Source organism: Micromonospora chalcea, from assembly GCF_002926165.1.
Taxonomy (GTDB): Bacteria; Actinomycetota; Actinomycetes; order Mycobacteriales; family Micromonosporaceae; genus Micromonospora; species Micromonospora chalcea.
Window position 1 is genome coordinate 1 of sequence record NZ_MAGP01000181.1, and the last position, 19,393, is coordinate 19,393.

Below are 19,393 nucleotides of genomic sequence, written 5' to 3' on the forward strand. Positions count from 1 at the left end.
GGTTTGGTGGGGATGGGGTGGGGTAGGCGTCGCGGACGACTGTTGGTCGACGGGAGGGGCACCGGTGGGATATCGGGCACGCGACGGTGAGGAGCCGGTCGATCCGGCGCACGCCGAGGACGAGGCCGGGCAGGTTCCGCTGGTGCAGACGGCCGCGGACACCGACGTGCCGGCGCCCGCACCCGGCGCGCCGAAACCGGACGAGGTGACCGAGGACGACGGCTCCGGCATGGCGGGCGGCGCCTCCGGCAGCAGCTCGGGCGGCTCCTCGATGCCGACCCACCCGGACGCGGCCCGCGGACGGGACGCCGCCGGCTGAGCAGGCGCGAGCACCGGCCGGACACCAGGCCACCCGAACGTTTGCCGTCACCCGCTGCGGGCAGGAGTGCGACATGACCAGTGAAGAGTCCTTCGGCCGCGCGGCCGGCGACGAACCCGACGGCGTGACCGCGTACGAGGCGTCCCTGCGCCCGCCCGGCGAGTCCCTGCACACCACCGACGACACCGGTGACGACTTCGCCGACCTGCCCGCCGAGGACCGCCGGTCCGCGCGGGAGGTCAGCCGCGCCGGCTACGACGTCGACGCGGTCTCCGGAACCGGCGACCCGTCCGAGGAGCCGGAGGAGATCGAGGAGGGCCGGCCGCTGCGCTGACGCGTGCGCGGGGCGGCGGCCGTGCCGCTCCGCGCCTCGGTCATGCCCCGGTTCGCCAGCGCGTCCGCGCGTTCGTTCTCCGGGTGCCCGTTGTGGCCCTTCACCCACAGCCACGTCACGTCGTGCCGGGCACAGGCCGCCTCCAGCGCCTGCCACAGGTCGGCGTTCTTCACCGGCTGCTTCGCGGCGGTCAGCCAGCCGTTGCGCTTCCAGGCGTTCAGCCAGCCGGTGATGCCGTTGCGTACATAGGTGCTGTCGGTGTGCAGCCGTACCGTGACCGGGCGGGTCAGGCTCTCCAGCGCCCGGATCGCGGCGGTCAGCTCCATCCGGTTGTTGGTGGTCGGGGTGGCCTCGCCGCCGCACAGCTCCCGCTCGTGCCCGCCCCAGCGCAGCACCGCGCCCCACCCACCGGGCCCGGGATTGCCGCTGCACGCGCCGTCGGTCCAGATCTCCACGACCCGGCCGGTCTCCGCCTCCGCCATGCCCGGCAACCTACCGGGTACGCGAGCACGCGGGACCACCCGACCCGCCGCGCGCGGCTAGCGTGCCGGTATGACCGCTCCCCCGGACTTCGCCACCCTCTGCAACTTCCGTGACCTCGGCGGCTGGCGGACCGGCGACGGCCGCACCGTCGCCCGGGGCCGCCTCTACCGCTCCGACTCGCTGGCCAAGCTCGCCGGTGACGACCTGCAGCAGTTCGCGGCGCTCGGCGTCCGCACCGTGATCGACCTGCGCTACCCGTGGGAGATCGCCGACCGCGGCCGGGCCCCGGAGAGCCTCGGCGTGACCTGGCACAACCTGAGCATCGAGCACCGGCCGTACGTGCAGGCCGACATCGATCCCGACGTGGACCCGTGGCGCTACCTGGCCGACCGGTACGCCGAGGTGGCCGAGGACGGCGTGGCCGAGCTGCGCCGGGCGGTCGAGGTGATCGCGGACGGCGAGCATCCGCTGGTGTTCCACTGCGCGTCCGGCAAGGACCGCACCGGCCTGCTCGCCGCGCTGGTGCTGTCCCTGCTGGGGGTGGACGACGACCAGACCGCCGCGGACTTCGCGCTCACCGAGCACGCCACCGACCGGCTGGTCGCCGAGTGGCGGGACCGCAACGGCGGCGCGACACCGGGCTGGCCCGCGTACGGGCGGGCGCCGGCCGAGGTCATCCGGCTGGTGCTGGCCGACCTGCGGGCCGCACACGGTTCCGTGCACGGCTACGTGACCGGCCGGCTCGGTGTCGACGCGCAGACGATCGACGCGCTGCGCGCCCGGCTGCTCACCGGCGACACGGACCCGCTGCCGACCCAGGGCACCACCGGCGCCACGCCGACGACACTCGCCCGCTGAGCGCCGCCGCCCGGCCGAGCACGCAGCGACGGAGAACCGGCGGCCGAAAAGCGAGCGACGGCGGCGCGGCGGTCTGGCACGCTGCGAAATCGTGGACACGCGGTGGGACGGCCTGCGGGCCGAGGTACGGGACACGATCGACGAGCTGGTCTCCTCCGGCCGGGAGGCCGGTGTGCAGGTGGCCGCGTACCTGGACGGGGTGGCGATCGTCTCCGAACACGCGGGGCTCGCCGACACCACCACCGGACGGCCGATTACCGCCGACACGCCCGTGCACGCGGTCTCCACCGGCAAGGGCCTCACCGCCACCGTCGTGCACGTGCTCGCCGAGCGGGGACGGCTCGACTACGACCTGCCGCTCGCCGCGGTGTGGCCGGAGTTCGCCCGGCACGGCAAGGACGCCATCACGCTGCGGCACGTGCTCACCCACACCGCCGGCCTGCCCGCGCTGCCCGCCGACGTCACGCCGGAGGACTTCACCGACTGGACGCGCATGTGCGAGCTGCTCGCAGACGCGCGGCCGCTGTGGGCGCCCGGCGAGCGGCTCGCGTACCACGCCTGGACGTGGGGGTGGCTGCTCGGCGAAGTGGTCCGGCGGGTCACCGGCGCGCCGGTGTCGCGGGTGCTCGCCGACGAGGTGGCCGGGCCGCTCGGCGTGGACCGGGAACTGTTCCTCGCCGTACCGGAGGCGGACCTGGCCCGGCTGGCCCGGCTGGAGGACGCCGGCCTGTCCGCGCTGATGACCTGGGCCGGGGCGAACCTGCCGCACTTCGACGCGGTCGCCCCGCCAGCGGTACGCCCCGACACCGTCATCGGTTCCCGCCCCGACGTGCTGCGCGCCGACGTGCCGTCGGTCGGCACGATGAGCGCCCGCGCGGTGGCCCGGATGTACGCGGCGCTGCTCGGCCCGGTCGACGGGGTACGGCTGATCTCCGCCGCGCGGATGCGGGAGGTGTCCGCCCCGGCGGTACGCGCCCAGGAGTGGGTGTTCGGCCAGGAGAGCACGTTCGGGCTCGGGTACGCGGTCGAGGACGACGGATCGTTCGGCACCGCCGGTAGCGGTGGCAGCCTCGCGTTCGCGTACCCGGATCTGGGGTTGACGGTGGCGGCGGTGCGCAACCGGCTCGGCGCGGGCGACGGCGACCCGATGGAGCAGCTGCGGGCGCTGGTGCGCGACCGGGTCGCCGAGGCGACCGGCCGCCGGTAGCGCCGAGAAGGCAGACGCCGGCCACGACCCGGGCAGGCGAGCAGGCTAGCGGCGCAGGCGGGCCCGCAGCCGGCCGGCCGCGTCGCCGAGCACCGCGCCGGTCATCGGCAGCAGCGGGCTGGACCGCATCACCGCCAGATCCTCGGCCGGGCTGGTCACGCCGTCGAGGAACCGCAGCACCCGCTCCGCCGGGTTGCGGTCGAACAGCCGCTCGAAGAACTCCACCCCGCCGACGTGCCCCCGGTCCAGCGCGCGCAGCGCCACCGCGTCCATCCACAGGTGCCGCCCCGGGTACGCGGGCGCGGGCACCGGCGGACGGCCGGCGGCGAGCGCCCGGGCCACCTGGTCGGCCTGGCGCAGCATCGCGGAGAACGTGAAGCCGGTGGACGGCCGGGTCGCCCCACCGGCGGTGCCCAGCCGCACCACCCGCGGGCTGGGACGGGGTTCGAACGGGCCGTCGGTCATCGGGATCACGCCGTCCTCGACCTCCCGCACCCGCAGCGCGGTCAGATCCAGCCCGAGCAGGTCGGCGTAGCCGCGCAGCGCCGTGTCGTAGCCCGCGTCGTCGAGCAGTTCCGGCCCGAACTCGGTGTACTCGACCAGCGCGAACCGGTCGTCGACAGGCAGCACGTACCCGAAGGAGACGCCGCGCTGCGGCTGTGGGGTGCGGAAGTCCATCAGAACGGCCCGCTGCGGATCGAACGTCGGCCGGTCGGCGGCCAGCCACCAGCCCCGGAAGTGCTGCAACCAGCTGGTCCGCCCCGGCCGCCTGGGCCGCCGGGGCCGCGAGTCGAGCACCCAGCCGGCCCGCACCAGCTCACGCCCGTCCGGGTCGCGGACAGCGACCCGCTCACCGTCGTCGTGCAGCTCCCCCGCCGGAGCGCTGATCCGGACCGCGTCCAGCCGCCGCTCGGCCGCGGCAGCCCGGTCGTAGACCGGGGCGGAGCGCAGCATGGCGTACCGCAGCGGGTCGAGCGTGAGGACGCGGCGGCCGGCGTGCGTGACCACGTCGACCTGCGACCAGCTCGCGCTCAGCAACGGATCCAGGTCGTCGCCGGGCAGGCCCCAGAACGCCCACGTGCGGTCCTGGCCGCGTTTGTGCACCGGGTCGACCACCGCGACCCGCAGCCCGGTCACGTCGTGGCGGTCCAGCGCGGCCAGGACCAGGGACGCGGCGCCGCCGCCGCCGACCAGCGCGAGGTCGACGTCGACCGCTGAGGATGCCTGCACCCGACCACGCTGTCACATCGGCGGGCGCGGTCACCGGCCGACCCGGCGTCAGGCCACCGGGGCGGGCTCCTGCGGGGCCGGCTGGGCGTAGGCGGCGGCCACCGTCGCCCGGTCGAAGACCCGCCACGTCGCGGCGATCACCGCGACCGCCACCACGAAACCCACCCAGTACGGCGCGGTGATGCCGAACCGGGCCGCCACCACACCGCCCAGCAGCGCGCCGACGCAGTTTCCGCCCGCCGCGACGAACAACGTGGTGCTGCCGACCCGGCCCATCAACGCGGGCGGGGTGAGCCGCTGCCGCAGCGAGTTCGCCACGATGTTCCACAGCGCGCTGTGCGCCCCGAACGCGAACAGCGCGAACCCGACCACGGCGGCGCTGCGGGACGCGGCCAGCGCCAGGTGCAGTCCCGCCTCGACCAGCAGCCCGGTCCGTACCGTCCAGGTGGGCGTGATCGCGGCGATCAGCCGGTCCCCCACCACCGAGCCGAGCACGCCGCCCACTGCCATGCAGGTGAACAACGCGCCGTAGCCGACCGAGCCGAGACCCAGCCGTTCGGTGGCGAGCAGCACCAGCACCGCCACGGCGGCGGTGAGCGTGACGTTGAGCAGGCCGATCAGCACGGTCATGGTGCGCAGCAGCCGCTGCCCCCACAACCAGCGGAACCCCTCCGCGACCTCCGCTCGCGCCGAACGCCGCCCGTCCGGCGCCGGCCCGGCACGGTACGTCCCGGCGAGCAGCCCGACCAGCACGGCGCTGAGCGCGTACGTGCCGGCGTTCAGGGCGAAGGGCAGCGACGCCGCCAGCACGAACAGGAACCCGCCGAGCGGGCCGGCGATCATGTTCTGCATCACCTGGGTGCCGCCGCCCAGCCACCCGTTGGCGCGTTCCAGCAGCGAGCGCGGCACCACCGCCGGCAGCACCGCCTGCGCGGCGGTACGGAACACCACCTCGCCGGTGTTCACCACGAACAGCACCGCGTACAGCAGCGCGATCCCGGCCCGGTCGGCGAGCATCGCCGCCGCGAGCACGGCGAGCGCGCCGACGCGTACCCAGTCGATGAGCACCATCAGCCGCCGCCGGTCCACCCGGTCGGCCAGCACGCCGCCGGGCAGCGCGAACAGCAGCCACGGCAGCCACGACACCGCCGCCCCGGCCGACACCACCAGCGGATCGTCGGTGAGCGACGCCACGTACAGCGGCGCGGCCACAGTCGCCGTCCCGCTGCCCAGCGCGGACAGCGTGCTCGCCGTCCACAGTCGGGCGAAGCGCCCGCCGAGCCGTTCCCCCGTCACGGCGAGGCAACCTACCAGCGGCGACGAACCCTGCCGACCGGTTTATCCGGGGCGGTGGGAGTTGAGGCGGGCCGCCTGCCGGTTGAGGTGGTCGCGTTCGGCCAGGCTGGCCGCGCGACGGGCCGCGTCGGCGTACAGGCCGGCTGCCCGCTCCGGGTCGCCGTCGCGTTCGTGCAGGTACGCGGCCACCGCCGTGTACCGGGGCAGCGTGTCGTCAAGCGCCGCGAGCGCCGCCAGCCCGGCGCGCGGGCCGTCCGCCTCGCCGACCGCGACCGCCCGGTTGAGCCGGGCGATCGGGTTCCCGGTCAGGCGCACCAGCTCGTCGTACCACTCGACGATCTGCACCCAGTCGGTCTCCGCGGCGGTGGGCGCGTCCGCGTGCAGTGCCGCGATCGCGGCCTGGGCCTGGAACTCGCCGAGCCGGTCGCGGGACAGCGCGGTCTGCAGGATGCCCACGCCCTCGGCGATCAGCGCGGTGTCCCACCGGCTGCGGTCCTGCTCGGCCAGCGGCACCAGGCTGCCGTCGGGCGCGGTCCGGCCGGCCCGGCGGGCGTGGTGCAGCAGCATGAGCGCGAGCAGCCCGGCCACCTCGGGATGGTCGATCGCGGCGGCGAGCTGCCGGGTGAGCCGGATCGCCTCGGCGGCCAGGTCCACGTCGCCGGAGTAGCCCTCGTTGAACACCAGGTACAGCACGCGCAGCACGGTGGCGACGTCACCGGGCTGGTCGAAGCGAACCCCGGAGACGGTGCGCTTGGCCCGGCTGATCCGCTGCGCCATGGTGGCCTCCGGCACCAGGTACGCCTGCGCGATCTGCCGGGTGGTGAGCCCGCCGACGGCGCGCAGCGTCAACGCGACGGCCGACGACGGGCTCAGCGACGGATGCGCGCAGAGAAAGTAGAGCCGCAGCGTGTCGTCCACGGCGGGCACCGGGCCGGGCGGCGGCTCCTCGTCGATCAGGTCCTCCCGTCGGCGCCGGGCGGCGTCGGCGCGGACCGCGTCCAGGAACCGGCGCCACGCCACTGTGACCAGCCAGCCCAAGGGGTCGCGGGGCGGGTCGGCCGGCCAGACACGCAGCGCCTCGATCAGCGCGTCCTGCACCGCGTCCTCGGCCGCCGCGAAGTCGGCTCCGCGGCGGACGAGGACACCGAGTACGCCCGGGATGAGGCTGCGGAGCGCGACCTCGTCCATCGGACGGATCACTCGGTGATGGTCGGCGGCGCGGTCAGGAACGGGCGCAGCTCCAGCCACTCGTGGATCGGCTTGCCGCCCTGCCCCGGCGCGGCCGACAGCTCGGCGGCCAGTTCGAGCGCGCGCTCGTAGCTGTCCACGTCGATCACCATCCAGCCGGCGATCAGGTCCTTCGTCTCGGCGAACGGGCCGTCGGTGACCGGCGGGCGTCCCTCGCCGTCGTAGCGGACGAACGTGCCCTCCGGGGCGAGCGCCTGGCCGTCGACGTACTCGCCGCTCTCCTGCAGCCGGGCGGCGAACTCCTGCATGTAGTTCACGTGCGCGGAGATCTCCTCCGGCGTCCACTTGTCGATCATCGGCATGCCGGTGACCGGGGTCGGGCCGCCGCGGTAGTGCTTCAGGAGCAGGTACTTCATCTGTGTCTCCTCGTGGAGGGTGCGACCCATTCTGGCCGCGTTCACTCCGGGGACGAAGCCGCCTGCCCGTTCTCGACATCGGTGGCGGAGGAATTTCGAGCGTCACATCGCGTAGGGCATCCTAGGAGGCTAGTTCTGGAGGCCGGGCCGCCTGCCCCCGTCGCGGCGGCCCGGCCCGTCAGGCGGCGGCGCGGCGCAGGCCGGTGATCAGCACCGTGCCCGCGACCAGGTGAAACGCCACCAGTGTCAGCGTCGCCGCGCCCCCCACTCCCCCGCTTAGCGGACCGAGCAGCGACACCAGCAGCACCAGGCCCGCGACCACCGTCCAGACGGTCCGGGCGCGGGCGGTGAGCCGCTCCAGCAGGGCCAGCAGCGCCCAGCCGGACAGCCCGGCGAGCAGCGTGCTCACCGCCACCGCCACCGGCGTCACCCGCTGCACGTCCGAACCGGTGCGCGCGGTCAGCTCCACCCCGGCCAGCGGCACCGCGACCACCCAGCCCAGCAGCGTGGCCACGGTGGCGGCGAGCACCGTCAGCAGCCGCACCCGGCGGCGGGTCGGGCGGGTGGCGGCGGTCGGAATCGTGGTTTCCATCGGTAGCTCCTCGGCATCGGGACGACTGCCGCAGACGCTAGGTCCGGCGGGCCGCTGCGCGGATCGGGCCGCGGAGCGGTTCCCGGCTCCGTCGCCGGACCGATCACCGGCCCGGATCTCCGTCTGGCGACCGATGAGAAGCGGTGCGCCCGCGGCCTAGCATCCGGACATGAGGTGCGCGTCCCGGTCCCGGCTCCTGCTGCTGCTCGACGGCGGCATCGCCACCGTGAGCCTCGCCGTGTGCCTGCTCGCGCTGCTGGCCTCCGACGCCGGCCCGGACACGACCGGCGCGACCGCCGTCGCGGTCGGCCTCGCCGTCGCGCAGGCCGGCTGTCTGCTGTGGATCCGGCGCCACCCGGGGTACGCCCTCGGCGTCGCCGCGCTCGCCGGCGTCGGCCTCGAGGCGCTCTGCCCGCAGCTCGGCTGGCTCGGCCTGGTCGCGGTGCCGATGGCGTACGTGGCCCGGCTGCGCCCGCCCCGGTACTCGCTCGTCGCGCTCGGGCTGCTGCTCGCGCCCACGCCGTGGAAGCTGGTCACCGGCGGCTGGCGGGACCTGCTGCTGGCGGTGACCGCGCTGGGCCTGAGCTGGACGCTCGGCGAGTTGCAGCGGGGCCAGGCGCAGCGGCGTGGCGAGCGCGAACGGCAGGTACGCGCCGCCGAACGGGAGCGGATCTCCCGGGAGCTGCACGACGTGGTGGCGCACCACGTCGCGGTCATCGCGGTGCAGGCCGCCGCCGCCGAGGACGTGTTCGACGAGCAGCCGGAGCAGGCCCGCGCCGCGCTCGCCGCGATCGACACGGCGGCCCGGTCGGCGCTGACCGAACTGCGGGCCATGCTGCACGCGCTCGCCCTCGACGACGGGTCCGAACCGGACGGACCGCAGCCGGGACTGGCGCAGCTCGACGCGCTCGCCGACGCGGTACGGGCGGTGGGCCTGCGGGTGACGCTGCGGCGCGACGACGACGGCGAGGCGCTGCCCGGCGGGGTGCAGCTGTCGGCGTACCGGATCGTGCAGGAGTCGCTGACGAACGCGCTGCGCCACGGGCACGCCACCCACGCCGACGTGGACGTCCACTACCGCGACGGCGTACTGCGGCTGGAGGTCGTCAACGACGGCCCGGCGCCCGCCCGCCGCCCCGGCACGACCACCGGGCGCGGCATCGTCGGCATGCGGGAACGGGCCCGGCTGCTCGGCGGCACACTGGACGCCGGCCCGCTGCCGGCCGGCGGATTCCGGGTCCACGCCCGGCTGCCGGTGGAGGCGGCCCGATGACGGTACGGGTGGTCATCGCCGACGACCAGGAGCTGATCCGCGCCGGGCTGCGCACAGTCCTCGACGCGCGGCCCGACCTGAGCGTGGTCGGCGAGGCCGCCGACGGGGTCGAGGCGGTCGCGGTGGCGACGCGTACGCGGCCGGACGTGGTGCTGATGGACGTGCGGATGCCCCGCCGCGACGGCATCGCCGCCACCCGCGACCTGGTGGCCGCCGGCAACCCGGCCAAGGTGGTCATGCTGACCACGTTCGACCTGGACGAACACGTCTACGCCGCGCTGCGCGCCGGGGCCAGCGCGTTCCTGCTCAAGGACACCCGCCCGGCCGACCTCGCCGAGGCGGTACGCGTGGTGGCCCGGGGCGAGGCGCTGCTCGCGCCGACGGTGACCCGGCGGCTGCTGGACCGGTACGCCGACCGGCTTCCCGCGCCCACACCCACCGGTGACGCCCTCGCCGTGCTGACCGCCCGCGAACGGGAGGTGCTGACGCTCACCGCGCGGGCACTGTCCAATGCGGAGATCGCCGCCCGGCTGCACCTGAGCACCGCCACCGTGAAGACACACGTCTCGGCGATCCTCACCAAGCTGGGCCTGCGCGACCGGATCCAGGCGGTGGTGCTCGCGTACGACACCGGGCTGGTCCGGCCGGAACCGCCCGTCCGGTAGGCGCGAAACGGACAGCGGACCCAGACACGGCGAAGCGGGACGGCTCGCCGTCCGGCCTGGCCCGGCATGTCCACCCTCCGACGGCGGCAGGGAGCACACCGGACGGCAACGAAGATTTCTCAATTACCCCCAGTGACCGCCGCAACCCTCCTAGTGTTGGCCACACCGGTGCTCGTCACGGAGTTGGCCACCCGAACGACGTCCCACGCCTACAGCGGACGAAAAGTGAGGGAAGACGCGGATGAAGGCACAGTCATTTCTCGGATCGGCGGCGTTCGGCGTGGGCCTCGGCGCACTGCTGCTCCCGGCCGCCGCGCTGGCGGACACCAGAGTCTCACCCGCCGCCACCCCGGTCGGCGGCACCGTCGTGCTGACCACCACGTGCAACCCGAACGCCGGTGACGCGATCTTCCGGGTCACCGGCCCGGACCGGGACCAGAACGTCCGGTCCACCACTGCGGCCGCGGGCGGTGGCCTGAGCGCCGAGCTGTTCACCGCCGGGTTCACGCTCGGCACGTACACCGTCGCCACCACGTGCGGCGACGGCGCCGACGGCGGCAGCGCCACGTTCACCGTCACCCCGATCGGCGGCGCGCAGGCCGGTGGCGGCGGGCGCGACGGCGACACCGGGGTGCTGGTCGCCGGGGGCGTGCTGGCCGCCGGGGCGCTCGCCGGTGGCGCGTACGCGGTCATCCGCCGACGCCGCGCGGGCGCCGTCGCCTGACCGGATCGTCGAGCGGTCCGCCCGCGCCGGAGCACCCGGCGCGGGCGGCACGTCCCTGTCGGACGGAGGTGGGATGCTGTCGGAGTCGCAGCGCCGGTCGCGGTTGCGCACCGCCGTCGTGGTCACCGCCGTCACCGTCGGCGACCCCACCGGCACCGGACTGGTCTCGGCCGGGCTCGGCACCACGTCGACGCCACCGCCACAGCCCGGCGTCTCCGCCGCGCCCGCCACCGAACGACCGGGTACGGCAGGCCCGGCGCTCCCCCGCGCCACACCGGTGCGGGTGACCATCCCGCGCATCGGCGTGGACGCCGAGATCGTGCCGGTGGCCACCGACGCCGACGGCGCGCTGGAGGTCCCGCCGCTGGAACGCCCGGAGGTCACCGGCTGGTACCACCCCGGTCCCGCCCCCGGCCAGGCCGGCAACGCGGTGCTGGTCGGGCACGTCGACTCGCAGCACGGCCCGGCGGTCTTCTTCGACCTCGGCCGGCTGCGCCCCGGCGACACGATCCGGGTGCTGCGCGCCGACGGCCGGACGGCGGCGTTCACCGTGGACGGCGTCGGGGCGTACCCGAAGGAACGCTTCCCCACCGCGCGGGTCTACGGCGGCGACGCTGCTGCGCGGCTGCGTTTGATCACGTGCGGCGGGCGGTTCGACCCGCGGACCGGCAGCTACCCGGACAACATCGTGGTCTTCGCCACCGCTACCCGCTGACGCTCAGCCTTCCAGGTCGGCCAGTTCCGCGTCGAGCAGCTTCGCCAGCAGCGCCACCCGGCCCGGGTCGTTGTCGGCGGTGATGTTCCGGCTGGGCATCTCGACGGTCATCAGCAGGTAGAGGTACAGCCGGTACAACCCGAGCCGCCGCCGCGCCCCGGCGTCGAGCGGGAACGGCGCCGCCGCCCGGTAGGCGCGCACCAGCGGGTCGTCCGGCTCGTCCTCGGCGCGGCGGAACAGCAGCGGCGACACCAGGTCCATCAGCGGATCGCCCCACAGGTAGCGTTCGCCGTCGACCAGGCCGGTGAGCCGGGGCGTGCCGTCCGGCCCGGCGACCGCGAGCACGTTGCCGGCCCAGCCGTCGAAGTGCAGCAGCGCCGGGCGTCGTACCGTGTCGAGCACCGCCGCGTGCCGCGCCACCAGCTCCCGGATCCGGGACGCCGGCACCGGCAGCGGCACCGCCCAGTCGGCGGCGTCGGCGAGCATGTCGTCCACCATCGCCGTGTACGCGTCCCGCCAGGTAGCCCCGTGCGCCCGGTCGCCGTCGTAGCCGTACCGCTCGCCGGTGACGGCGTGCAGCGCGGCGAGCGCGCGGCCGAACTCCTCGCGCAGCGGCCCGACGTCCGCGCCGGCCTGGCTCAGGTCCCAGAGGGTACGACCTGGTAGCCGCGCCATGAGCAGCCAGTCGCCCAGCTCGGGGTCGGTTCCGTGGTGCAGCAGCGCCGGCGTCGGCACCCCCGGTGCGCGGTCGGCGACCAGGCGCAGGTAGTGCGCCTCCGCGCCGACCATGTCCCGCTCGTAGCGCAGCAGCGGCACGTGCGGCGGCGGACCGACCTTGAGCACCACGTCGCGGCCGTCGGTGAGGCGTACCTGCCAGACGGCGGCGAAGCCGCCACCGGACAGCGGGCCGCAGTCGGCCACCTCGACGCCGGGCCCGAGCGAGGCGGTGAGGTATCGGCGGACCTGATCGGGGTCGAGGACACGCTGAGTCGGACTCACGCTCATGGTCCGGGAAGCCTACTGGGTTGAGGTGTAAGGAGGGGCCCCCTGTTAACGCCTCCGGTAGAGGAAGGGCCCCTTGTTAACACCTCTCCGAGGCTTGGGAGAATCGCGGCATGGCGAGACGGGGTGAACGGACGGCGGCATGCCCGTGCGGCACCGGCCGGCCGTACGCGGACTGCTGCGCCCCGGTCCACCGGGGCGAGGCGACGGCGGCGACCGCGGAGGCGCTGATGCGGTCCCGGTTCAGCGCGTTCGCGCTCGGCGACGCCGCCTACCTGCGGCACAGCTGGCACCCCGGCACCCGGCCCGACCGGCTGGAGCTGGACCCGGGCACGCGCTGGACCCGGCTGGAGATCGTGGAGACCGGTCAGGGCGGCCTGTTCGACAGCGCCGGTACGGTCCGGTTCCGGGCGCACTACCGCGAGGGTGGCCGGGCGGGTGTGCTGGCCGAGCACAGCCGCTTCGCCCGCGAGGACGGCCGCTGGGTCTACCTGGACGCGCTGCCCGAGTGACGCCTCCCCGGCACCGACGCGCGCAGCCTGCGGCGGCGGGTGTTAACAAGGGGCCCTTCCTCTACCGGAGGCGTTAACAAGGGGCCCTTCCTTTCGCCTAGGCCGGGCGCGGGGCGGGCTGGGCCAGCTCGGCGATCTCGCGCGGCAGCTGGGACAGCGCCCGGTTGAACTGGGCGGGCCCGACCACCCGGTGCAGCGCCTGCAGCACCGCCCGCGCGCCGCGCTCGGCGGCGGACGGGGTCGCGCCGGAGCGCTCGGCGACCCGGCGCAGGAACTCGTCGTACCCGAAGACCTCGGGGTCCTCGACCCGGGCGCGCGCCAGCAACGGACGCAGCTCGTGCGCGACGTGCGCGGACAGGTCGTCGGCCTCGCCGCCGCTGATCCGTTCGGCGAGCGTGCGCAGCGTCGCCTCGGTCAGCGCGCGGGCCGTCTCGACCGGTACGCCGGCGCGGGCGGACACCCGCGCGTAGAACTCCGGTTCGGCCATCGTCTGTCCTCCCGTCGCAACGGCAGCGTGGCTACCCGCCGCCGGCCTCGGCAAACACCGCCGCTGACCTGGCCCCGGCGACCAGGCGTTCAGGCCAGGGCCCGCGCCGCCGAGACGATCGCGCCGACGCCGATGCCGGCCCGGTCGAACTGCTGGGCCGGGGTGCCGGAGCCGGGCAGCCCGCGTACCGCCAGGTGGTTGACCCGGGACGGTTCGCCCAGGTCGGCGAGCGCCTCCAGCACCGCTGAGCCCAGCCCGCCCTCCGGGTAGTGGTCCTCGACCACCACCAGCCGCCCGCCGGTCTCCACCACGGTCTCGGCGAGGCGCTGCCGGTCCACCGGCTTGATCGAGTACATGTCGATCACGCGCGCGTCGATGCCCTCGCGGGTCAGTTCGTCGGCGGCGGTGAGGCAGAGGTGCACCGTCACGCCGGTGCCGGCGCGCGCCACGTCGCCGCCGTCGCGCACCATTCGGCTGCCGCCGATCGGGAACGGCTCGCCGTCGTCGTAGAGCACCGGGTACTTGCCGCGCGTGGTGCGCAGGTAGGTGATGCCCGGGTGGTCGGCCATCTGGGCGACCAGCGCCGCGCAGGAGACCGCGTCGGCCGGGCTGAGCACCGTGGAGCCGGGCACCGCGCGAAGCGCCGCGATGTCCTCCAGCCCCATCTGGGACGGGCCGTCCGGGCCGATCTCGACCCCGGCGTGCGAGCCGACCAGCGCGATGTCGGCCCGGGACACCCCGGCCATCCGGATGAAGTCGTACGCCCGGGACCAGAACGCGGCGAACGTCGCCGCGAACGGCCGGTAGCCGCGTACCGCCAGGCCCACCGCCGCGGCGGCGAGCTGCTGCTCGGCGATGAACATCTGGAAGAACCGATCGGGGTACGCGGCGGCGAAGCTCTCCGCCCGGGTGGAGTCGCTGACCTCTCCGTCGAGCGCGACCACGTCGGGCCGGCCGGGGCCGAGGGCGCGCAGCGCGTCGCCGTACGCGTTCCGGGTGGCCACCTTCGTCCCGCGCTCGTACCGGGGCAGCTCCGGCTGCCGGTGCTCGGCGGCGGCGGTGCGCGGCGCGGCGGGAGGTTTCGGCCCGGCGACCCCTACTCGGCGTGGGCCGCCGAGCGCCCGTACGGCCCGGTCGGCCAGTTCCGGGTCGAACGCCTTGCCGTGCCAGGCCGGGTCGTTCTCCACCTCCGGCACGCCCTTGCCCTTGACCGTGCGGGCCAGCACCACCGTCGGCCCGGTGGCCTCGCGTGCCTGCCCGTACGCCTCGTCGATCGCGCCCAGGTCGTGGCCGTCGACGACGATCGCCCGGCAGCCGAACGCCTCGACACGACGCCGGTAGGTGTCCAGGTCCCACTCCAGCTCGGTGGGGCCGCGCTGGCCGAACCGGTTGACGTCCACGATCGTGGTGAGGTTGCGCAGCCCGTAGTGCCCGGCCTTGTCCAGCGCCTCCCACACCGATCCCTCGGCGGTCTCGCTGTCGCCGCAGAGCACCCAGACGTGCGCGGGTGACCGGTCGAGGTACTGGGCGGCGAGCGCCACCCCGACCCCGACCGGCAGCCCCTGCCCGAGCGAGCCGGTGGCGACGTCGACCCAGGGCAGCACCGGCGTGGGGTGGCCCTGCAGGCGCGACCCGGCCTGCCGGTACGTCTCCAGCAGCTCCTGCTCGCTGATCGCGCCGGTGGCCCGGAACACCGCGTACAGCAGCGGCGAGGCGTGCCCCTTGGAGAGGATCAGGTGGTCGTTGCCGGGGTTGCCCGGGTAGGACCAGTCGTAGCGCAGATGCCGGGCGACCAGCACGGCGAGCAGGTCGGCGGCGGAGAGACTCGATGTCGGGTGCCCGGAGCCGGCCATCGTGCTGCACCGGATGGCGTCCACCCGGAGTTGGGCGGCCAGCTCCGCCAGCCCGGTCAGGTCCTCGTCGCGCAGTGTGCGCTCTGCTTCCAACGTCACCGCGATCGTCTCCCCGGGGTCGCCGATTTTCCGGACCCACGCTAGGCCGCGAACGCGACCATTGGTCCCTTTTCTGGTGATTCATGCTCGACCGGTGAACAGCCACAGCGCCACCAGCAGGTACGGCAGCACCGCGACCGCGAAGGCACCCGGGTTGCCGACCGCGCCGGCGAGCAGCCCGTACCCGGCGTAGAAGGCGACGATGGTCAGATCGGTGGCCATCCCGGCCAGCGACGTGACGGTCGCCCGCGCCGACCCGGCGATCCGGGCCTGCAGCCGCACGTCGGCGAGCACCGTGGCGAGCTGGAACGCGGCGAACGCGGCGGCCAGCAGCACGAACCCCGCCGGGTGCCGCAGCAGCGCCCCGGCCGCCGTCGCGCCCGCCGCGAACACCAGCAGGCCCGCGTACCCCCGGTGGGACAGCCGCTCGCCCAGCGGCGCGAGCAGCCCACCCACAGTCATCCCGGCCCAGACCAGCAGGAGCAGCAGCGGTACGCCCACCTCGGCCATGCCGGTGTCGGCGGCCAGCAGCCCGGTGTACTCGTCCAGCCCACCCCAGATCGCTGTCACCGCCGCGACCAGCAGCACGGCGGCCCGGACGCGGCGGTCGGCGCGCACCTCGCGCAGGCCCAGGCACAGGCTGTTAAGCCAGCCGGGCTCGTCGTCACCCGGCGCGGCACTCGCGCGCGGCCCGTCCGGCTCGCCACCTGGAACCGGCGCGGACGATCGTGGGCGGTGTTCCGGGAAGCGGGCCGCGACGGCTGCCGCCAGCAGGCAGGTCGCCACGCTCGCCGCGCCGACCGCGAGGTAGCCGCCGAGCGCGTACGCCGGCCCGGCGAGCACCCCGGACCCGACGGCGCCGAGCACCTCGGCGGTGCGGGCCCGGCCGATCAGCCGGGCGTACCTGTCGGCCGCACCGAGACGCTCCAGCTCGGTGAAGACCAGTGCCTCCAGCGCGCCCGAGCGCAGCGCGCCACCGGCGCCCCACAGCAGGAAACCCACGGCGAACGCCGGGTAGGACGGCAGCAGCACCCAGAGCGCGAAACCGGCGGCGGCGAGCAGCGGCGCCAGGCACAGCAGCAGCCGGCGCGACACCGTGTCGGCCCACACCCCGGAGGGCACCTCCAGCACGATGCCGGCGGCCGCCCAGAGCACGAACAGCGAGGAGATCTGCCCGACCGACAACCCGGTGTCGGCGAACAGCAGCACGTAGAGCGGGTAGAGCAGGACGAGGTCGGTGAGGAACGCGTACCCGTAGAGCGTCGCCGCCAGGCGGCGGGTCGCGGGTACGCGGGCAGGAGCGACGAGCATGGGACCTTCCCACGGGACGTGACGGACACCGGCCGGAATGCACGGCGTCCGCGGCGGCCCGCGGCCTCGTCGCTCAGTAGGGCATCAACATCGCCAGGTCATGCCGGGATCCTATCCGCCGCGAGGCGCCCCGGTGGTCCCCCGGCGGGCACGAGATCGGGGCGGGACCGTGCGGTCCCGCCCCGAGTGTCACTGCCGCCAGGTCAGCGGCGGAACTTCTCCACGTCGGCCTGCGGGATGACCATGGTGGCCTCGCTGTCCGCGGCCTGCTCGGCGGTCGGCTGACGCGGCGTGGCCGGCTGGGTGCGGTCGGAGTCCGCGTACGCCGGAATGTGCTGCGTGGCCTCCGTCGGCACCGGCTCGGTGGCGTCCGCACCGCCGGCGGCCGGGGTGGCCGGGTACGCGGGGACGGGCTGGGTAAGGTCCGCCTCGGCGTCCCGGCTCACCGGCTGGGTCAGCTCGGAGTCCGCGTACGGGCCGGTGGCGGCCAGGCGGGCCTCGACGTCGCGGCGCCCGGCCTGGTACGCGCGGGCGTGCGTGGCGATGGTGCGCGACTCCTCCTCGGCCCGGGTCAGCCAGTTCTCCCAGCGGCTCTGCATCGGCCGGACCAGGCCGCCGCCGACGCCGACGACCAGGATGCCGCCCACGGTGGCGAGCACCGCGATCAGCACCGGAGTGGTGACAGTGGTGGCGACGCCGATCTGGTTGAGCGCGGCGATGACGCCGAGGCCCAGGATGAACACCGAGGCGAGGTTCGCCAGCACCCGGCCGTAGGAGAGGCCGCCGAGCGCGCTGGAGATGATGTCCTTCACGGCACGGGCGATGGCCGCGGCGACCACCACGATGACGATGGCGACGAACGCCCGGGGCAGCCAGGCGATCACACCGGCGATCAGGTCGGAGATCGGGTTGGGGCCCCAGATGCCGAACGCGAGCTGGAGCGTGACCAGCAGCACGCCGTAGTAGGCGAGCTTGGCGACGATGTCGCTGGCGTCGTACTTGGAGCGGGCCAGCGCGGTCTTGATGCCGCCGCGCTCGACGGCCCGGTCGAAGTGGACCCGCTCCAGCACCTTGTCCACGAGCTTCAGCACGGCCTTGGCGATCAGCCAGCCGGCGATCAGGATCGCGACGAACGCGACCGCCTTGGGCAGGAACAGCATCACCGAACGGAACGCGTCGCCCACCGCGTCCCCGAAGTTGTCTCTCATCGAAGGGCCTCCACGTACGTGGTCCAGGTTTGTTCGGGTGGGGCTACCCGGACCCGCGCGCGGGGAAACGCGGTCAGCCGCCGGGACAGCGGTATCTGACGCGGGTGCCGGCCTGCATCGGCGCCGGTTCGATGATGTTGACGGTGGCCGTGCCGACTGTCGTGCCCACTCCGGAGAACGTCCACTCCAGGGTGAGGGTCGCGGTGTGCTGCCCGCTGCCGACCCGCTCGGTGAGCACCGCGCCGGGCGGGCCGTCCGAGCGGAACCACTGGTAGCGGATCGTTCCGGCGCGCCCGTTGGTCCGTACCGTGGCCACCACGTCCACCGTCACGTCGCACGCGACACCGGCCGGCCGGTTCGCCGCCACCGACACCTGCTCGACCTCCATCGGGCGCAGCCGCTGCCACAGGTAGAGGCCGACAGTGAGCAGCAGCGCGGCGGTGAGCAGCGTGGACAGCACCGAGACGACACGCCGCCAGACCGGTCGCGGCCGGATCGGGGGCGCGGTCGGCCAGGGCGGCGCGGGCGGCGGCGTCACCGGCACGCCCGGCCCGAAGCGCAACTCGCCGCCGGGCGCGGGCGCCGGGACGCCGCTGGGCGCCCGCGCGCCCACGGTCCGATCCGGGTACGCCCCGGCGCCCGTCGCCGCCGGCTGCCCGCCGGCCTGGTGCCCATGCGGTACCCCGGTGGGCTGCCACGAGACGGTCGGCTCCACGCCCGGGCCCCTGGCCGGCGGCGCCGGCCGCGGACGCACTGTCGCCTGCCCGGTCACGGTGCCCGGGGCCGGAATCGGAGCCGTTGCCGGAGCCGGAGCCGGACTCAGGTGGACGGTCGGCTCGGCATCTGGCGAGCGGTCCACCTCCGGCCGGGCGAGTGGCACAGTGGGCTCCGCGCCGTCCACGGACAGCGGCACCGTCGGCTCGCCGTTCACCGCAGACAGAGAAACGGTCGGCTCCGCCTCGGCGGCGGCGCGGGGCGCGACGAGGTGGACTGTCGGCTCGGCGGCATCGGCGTCCCCGGGCGGGGTCACCGGCAGGGCGCGGGTCGGCAGCGCCTCGGTGGGCTCGTCGGGCCGGGTCACGCCGGACGTCCCCGGAACGGGATGCGGTGCTGGGCAGCGGGCACTGTCGTACTCCTAGCCGGGGGTGCAGTCGTGGTAGAGCGTCACGTACACCGGTGACGCCGAGGTGGTCGTGTTGCCGGCGGCGTCGGCGGCGGCGACCCGGATCGGGATGCGGGCGCTGCGCTTGGGCGTGGACAGCGGGCCGAGCGTGCCGGTGAACACGCCGCGGCCGGCGGCGGCCATCCGGACCGTTCCGGTGGCGCCGTCGAGGGTGTAGCCGAAGGTGACGGTCAGCGCGGCCGGGGAGCTGCGGTCGTCGGTGACGGTGGCGGTGACGGTGCTGCTCTTCGCGCCGTAGGGGCAGCCCTTCGGGTCCAGCTCGCCGGGGTCGGCGCGTACCCCGTCCACGACCGGCGCGGTCACGTCCGGCGGTGGCGGGGTGGTGCTGCGCGACGCGCTGGGGGTGGGCGTGCCGGACCGGGTTGCCGACCCGCGCCCTGCCGGTGACCCCGCCCGGGGACGCCGATGCCGCCGAGCCGACAGTCCACCTCGTCGCGC

At 75.1% G+C, this 19,393-nt stretch carries 21 protein-coding genes and 1 pseudogene; 9 read left to right on the forward strand and 13 right to left on the reverse strand.

The features are described from left to right. Nucleotides 1-64 precede the first annotated feature (64 nt). Together BAW75_RS31380 and BAW75_RS31385 are read left to right on the forward strand one after the other, a co-directional pair. On the forward strand, nt 65-319 hold the full coding sequence (locus BAW75_RS31380) for a preprotein translocase YidC (RefSeq protein WP_104115932.1): 255 nt from the start codon (nt 65-67) through the stop codon (nt 317-319). A gap of 73 nt (nt 320-392) precedes the next feature. After that, nucleotides 393-653, forward strand: a complete 261-nt coding sequence (locus BAW75_RS31385) for a hypothetical protein (RefSeq protein WP_043323893.1) — start codon at nt 393-395, stop codon at nt 651-653. Here BAW75_RS31385 and rnhA read toward each other — a convergent pair. Beyond that, the gene (gene rnhA / locus BAW75_RS31390; protein WP_043323891.1) at nt 572-1,135 is read right to left on the reverse strand and encodes a ribonuclease HI; all 564 of its coding nucleotides are present in this window, start codon (nt 1,133-1,135) and stop codon (nt 572-574) included. The two genes, BAW75_RS31385 and rnhA, sit on opposite strands and share 82 nt — an antisense overlap. A 70-nt stretch (nt 1,136-1,205) precedes the next feature. Here rnhA and BAW75_RS31395 point away from each other — a divergent pair, with 70 nt between their 5' ends. Both BAW75_RS31395 and BAW75_RS31400 read left to right on the forward strand, forming a co-directional pair. Then, nucleotides 1,206-1,994: a tyrosine-protein phosphatase gene (locus BAW75_RS31395; protein WP_104115933.1), complete on the forward strand. Its 789-nt coding sequence runs from the start codon at nt 1,206-1,208 to the stop codon at nt 1,992-1,994. A 91-nt stretch (nt 1,995-2,085) separates the two neighbouring features. Further along, nucleotides 2,086-3,201 (forward strand): serine hydrolase domain-containing protein, encoded by a 1,116-nt coding sequence (locus BAW75_RS31400; RefSeq protein WP_208635359.1) that lies wholly within the window; start codon nt 2,086-2,088, stop codon nt 3,199-3,201. A gap of 45 nt (nt 3,202-3,246) precedes the next feature. Here BAW75_RS31400 and BAW75_RS31405 read toward each other — a convergent pair whose 3' ends face one another. The 5 genes from BAW75_RS31405 to BAW75_RS31425 all read right to left on the reverse strand — a co-directional run bounded on the left by BAW75_RS31405 (nt 3,247) and on the right by BAW75_RS31425 (nt 7,923). Continuing rightward, complete coding sequence (locus BAW75_RS31405; RefSeq protein WP_104115934.1) at nt 3,247-4,431, reverse strand: lycopene cyclase family protein; 1,185 nt, start codon at nt 4,429-4,431, stop codon at nt 3,247-3,249. 48 nt (nt 4,432-4,479) lie between these two features. Continuing rightward, nucleotides 4,480-5,727, reverse strand: a complete 1,248-nt coding sequence (locus tag BAW75_RS31410) for an MFS transporter (RefSeq protein WP_043323888.1) — start codon at nt 5,725-5,727, stop codon at nt 4,480-4,482. 42 nt (nt 5,728-5,769) lie between these two features. Continuing rightward, a complete protein-coding gene (locus BAW75_RS31415; protein WP_104115948.1) occupies nt 5,770-6,915 on the reverse strand; it encodes an RNA polymerase sigma factor in 1,146 nt (381 codons plus the stop codon). Nucleotides 6,916-6,923: 8 nt separating this feature from the next. Then, nucleotides 6,924-7,331: a YciI family protein gene (locus tag BAW75_RS31420; RefSeq protein WP_104115935.1), complete on the reverse strand. Its 408-nt coding sequence runs from the start codon at nt 7,329-7,331 to the stop codon at nt 6,924-6,926. A 178-nt stretch (nt 7,332-7,509) separates the two neighbouring features. Next, entirely contained in the window at nt 7,510-7,923 is a 414-nt protein-coding gene (locus BAW75_RS31425) for a DUF6069 family protein (RefSeq protein WP_104115936.1), read from the reverse strand. A gap of 169 nt (nt 7,924-8,092) precedes the next feature. On the opposite strand from BAW75_RS31425, the gene BAW75_RS31430 reads away from it, so the two are divergent. From BAW75_RS31430 to BAW75_RS31445, 4 genes are all read left to right on the forward strand, one after another. Then, nucleotides 8,093-9,196, forward strand: a complete 1,104-nt coding sequence (locus BAW75_RS31430) for a sensor histidine kinase (RefSeq protein WP_104115937.1) — start codon at nt 8,093-8,095, stop codon at nt 9,194-9,196. After that, nucleotides 9,193-9,861, forward strand: a complete 669-nt coding sequence (locus BAW75_RS31435; RefSeq protein WP_069088645.1) for a response regulator — start codon at nt 9,193-9,195, stop codon at nt 9,859-9,861. The genes BAW75_RS31430 and BAW75_RS31435 overlap by 4 nt, the downstream gene beginning before the upstream one ends. 241 nt (nt 9,862-10,102) lie before the next feature. Continuing rightward, the gene (locus BAW75_RS31440) at nt 10,103-10,585 is read left to right on the forward strand and encodes a hypothetical protein (protein ID WP_104115938.1); all 483 of its coding nucleotides are present in this window, start codon (nt 10,103-10,105) and stop codon (nt 10,583-10,585) included. A 73-nt stretch (nt 10,586-10,658) separates the two neighbouring features. After that, nucleotides 10,659-11,300, forward strand: coding sequence for a class F sortase (locus BAW75_RS31445; RefSeq protein ID WP_104115939.1), 642 nt, complete (start codon nt 10,659-10,661; stop codon nt 11,298-11,300). A gap of 3 nt (nt 11,301-11,303) precedes the next feature. Here BAW75_RS31445 and BAW75_RS31450 read toward each other — a convergent pair whose 3' ends face one another. Beyond that, entirely contained in the window at nt 11,304-12,305 is a 1,002-nt protein-coding gene (locus BAW75_RS31450; RefSeq protein ID WP_104115940.1) for a phosphotransferase family protein, read from the reverse strand. Nucleotides 12,306-12,415: 110 nt separating this feature from the next. Between BAW75_RS31450 and BAW75_RS31455 the strand changes: the two genes are divergently transcribed. Then, nucleotides 12,416-12,814: a YchJ family protein gene (locus tag BAW75_RS31455; RefSeq protein ID WP_104115941.1), complete on the forward strand. Its 399-nt coding sequence runs from the start codon at nt 12,416-12,418 to the stop codon at nt 12,812-12,814. A gap of 97 nt (nt 12,815-12,911) precedes the next feature. Here the strand turns inward: BAW75_RS31455 and BAW75_RS31460 are convergent, their stop codons facing one another. The 6 genes and pseudogenes from BAW75_RS31460 to BAW75_RS31485 all read right to left on the reverse strand — a co-directional run. Beyond that, nucleotides 12,912-13,301 (reverse strand): DUF2267 domain-containing protein, encoded by a 390-nt coding sequence (locus BAW75_RS31460; protein WP_104115942.1) that lies wholly within the window; start codon nt 13,299-13,301, stop codon nt 12,912-12,914. Between the two features lie 89 nt (nt 13,302-13,390). Then, a complete protein-coding gene (locus BAW75_RS31465) occupies nt 13,391-15,253 on the reverse strand; it encodes a transketolase (protein WP_104115943.1) in 1,863 nt (620 codons plus the stop codon). A gap of 81 nt (nt 15,254-15,334) precedes the next feature. Further along, nucleotides 15,335-16,564 (reverse strand): MFS transporter, encoded by a 1,230-nt coding sequence (locus tag BAW75_RS31470; protein ID WP_104115944.1) that lies wholly within the window; start codon nt 16,562-16,564, stop codon nt 15,335-15,337. A gap of 203 nt (nt 16,565-16,767) precedes the next feature. After that, nucleotides 16,768-17,772 (reverse strand): mechanosensitive ion channel family protein, encoded by a 1,005-nt coding sequence (locus tag BAW75_RS31475; protein ID WP_104115945.1) that lies wholly within the window; start codon nt 17,770-17,772, stop codon nt 16,768-16,770. Nucleotides 17,773-17,845: 73 nt separating this feature from the next. Then, complete coding sequence (locus BAW75_RS31480; protein WP_104115946.1) at nt 17,846-18,853, reverse strand: hypothetical protein; 1,008 nt, start codon at nt 18,851-18,853, stop codon at nt 17,846-17,848. 54 nt (nt 18,854-18,907) lie between these two features. After that, a pseudogene (locus BAW75_RS31485) lies at nt 18,908-19,393 on the reverse strand (serine/threonine-protein kinase); the annotation flags it as partial.

What these genes read in the sequence shown, in the direction of transcription:
- BAW75_RS31460 (WP_104115942.1), bottom strand. Translation starts at nt 13,301, where the DNA reads ATGGCCGAACCGGAGTTCTACGCGCGGGTGTCCGCCCGCGCCGGCGTA.
- BAW75_RS31430 (WP_104115937.1), top strand. Translation starts at nt 8,093, where the DNA reads ATGAGGTGCGCGTCCCGGTCCCGGCTCCTGCTGCTGCTCGACGGCGGC.
- BAW75_RS31470 (WP_104115944.1), bottom strand. Translation starts at nt 16,564, where the DNA reads ATGCTCGTCGCTCCTGCCCGCGTACCCGCGACCCGCCGCCTGGCGGCG.
- BAW75_RS31455 (WP_104115941.1), top strand. Translation starts at nt 12,416, where the DNA reads ATGGCGAGACGGGGTGAACGGACGGCGGCATGCCCGTGCGGCACCGGC.
- BAW75_RS31435 (WP_069088645.1), top strand. Translation starts at nt 9,193, where the DNA reads ATGACGGTACGGGTGGTCATCGCCGACGACCAGGAGCTGATCCGCGCC.
- BAW75_RS31475 (WP_104115945.1), bottom strand. Translation starts at nt 17,772, where the DNA reads ATGAGAGACAACTTCGGGGACGCGGTGGGCGACGCGTTCCGTTCGGTG.
- BAW75_RS31415 (WP_104115948.1), bottom strand. Translation starts at nt 6,915, where the DNA reads ATGGACGAGGTCGCGCTCCGCAGCCTCATCCCGGGCGTACTCGGTGTC.
- BAW75_RS31440 (WP_104115938.1), top strand. Translation starts at nt 10,103, where the DNA reads ATGAAGGCACAGTCATTTCTCGGATCGGCGGCGTTCGGCGTGGGCCTC.
- BAW75_RS31425 (WP_104115936.1), bottom strand. Translation starts at nt 7,923, where the DNA reads ATGGAAACCACGATTCCGACCGCCGCCACCCGCCCGACCCGCCGCCGG.
- BAW75_RS31450 (WP_104115940.1), bottom strand. Translation starts at nt 12,305, where the DNA reads ATGAGCGTGAGTCCGACTCAGCGTGTCCTCGACCCCGATCAGGTCCGC.
- rnhA (WP_043323891.1), bottom strand. Translation starts at nt 1,135, where the DNA reads ATGGCGGAGGCGGAGACCGGCCGGGTCGTGGAGATCTGGACCGACGGC.
- BAW75_RS31385 (WP_043323893.1), top strand. Translation starts at nt 393, where the DNA reads ATGACCAGTGAAGAGTCCTTCGGCCGCGCGGCCGGCGACGAACCCGAC.
- BAW75_RS31445 (WP_104115939.1), top strand. Translation starts at nt 10,659, where the DNA reads ATGCTGTCGGAGTCGCAGCGCCGGTCGCGGTTGCGCACCGCCGTCGTG.
- BAW75_RS31420 (WP_104115935.1), bottom strand. Translation starts at nt 7,331, where the DNA reads ATGAAGTACCTGCTCCTGAAGCACTACCGCGGCGGCCCGACCCCGGTC.
- BAW75_RS31395 (WP_104115933.1), top strand. Translation starts at nt 1,206, where the DNA reads ATGACCGCTCCCCCGGACTTCGCCACCCTCTGCAACTTCCGTGACCTC.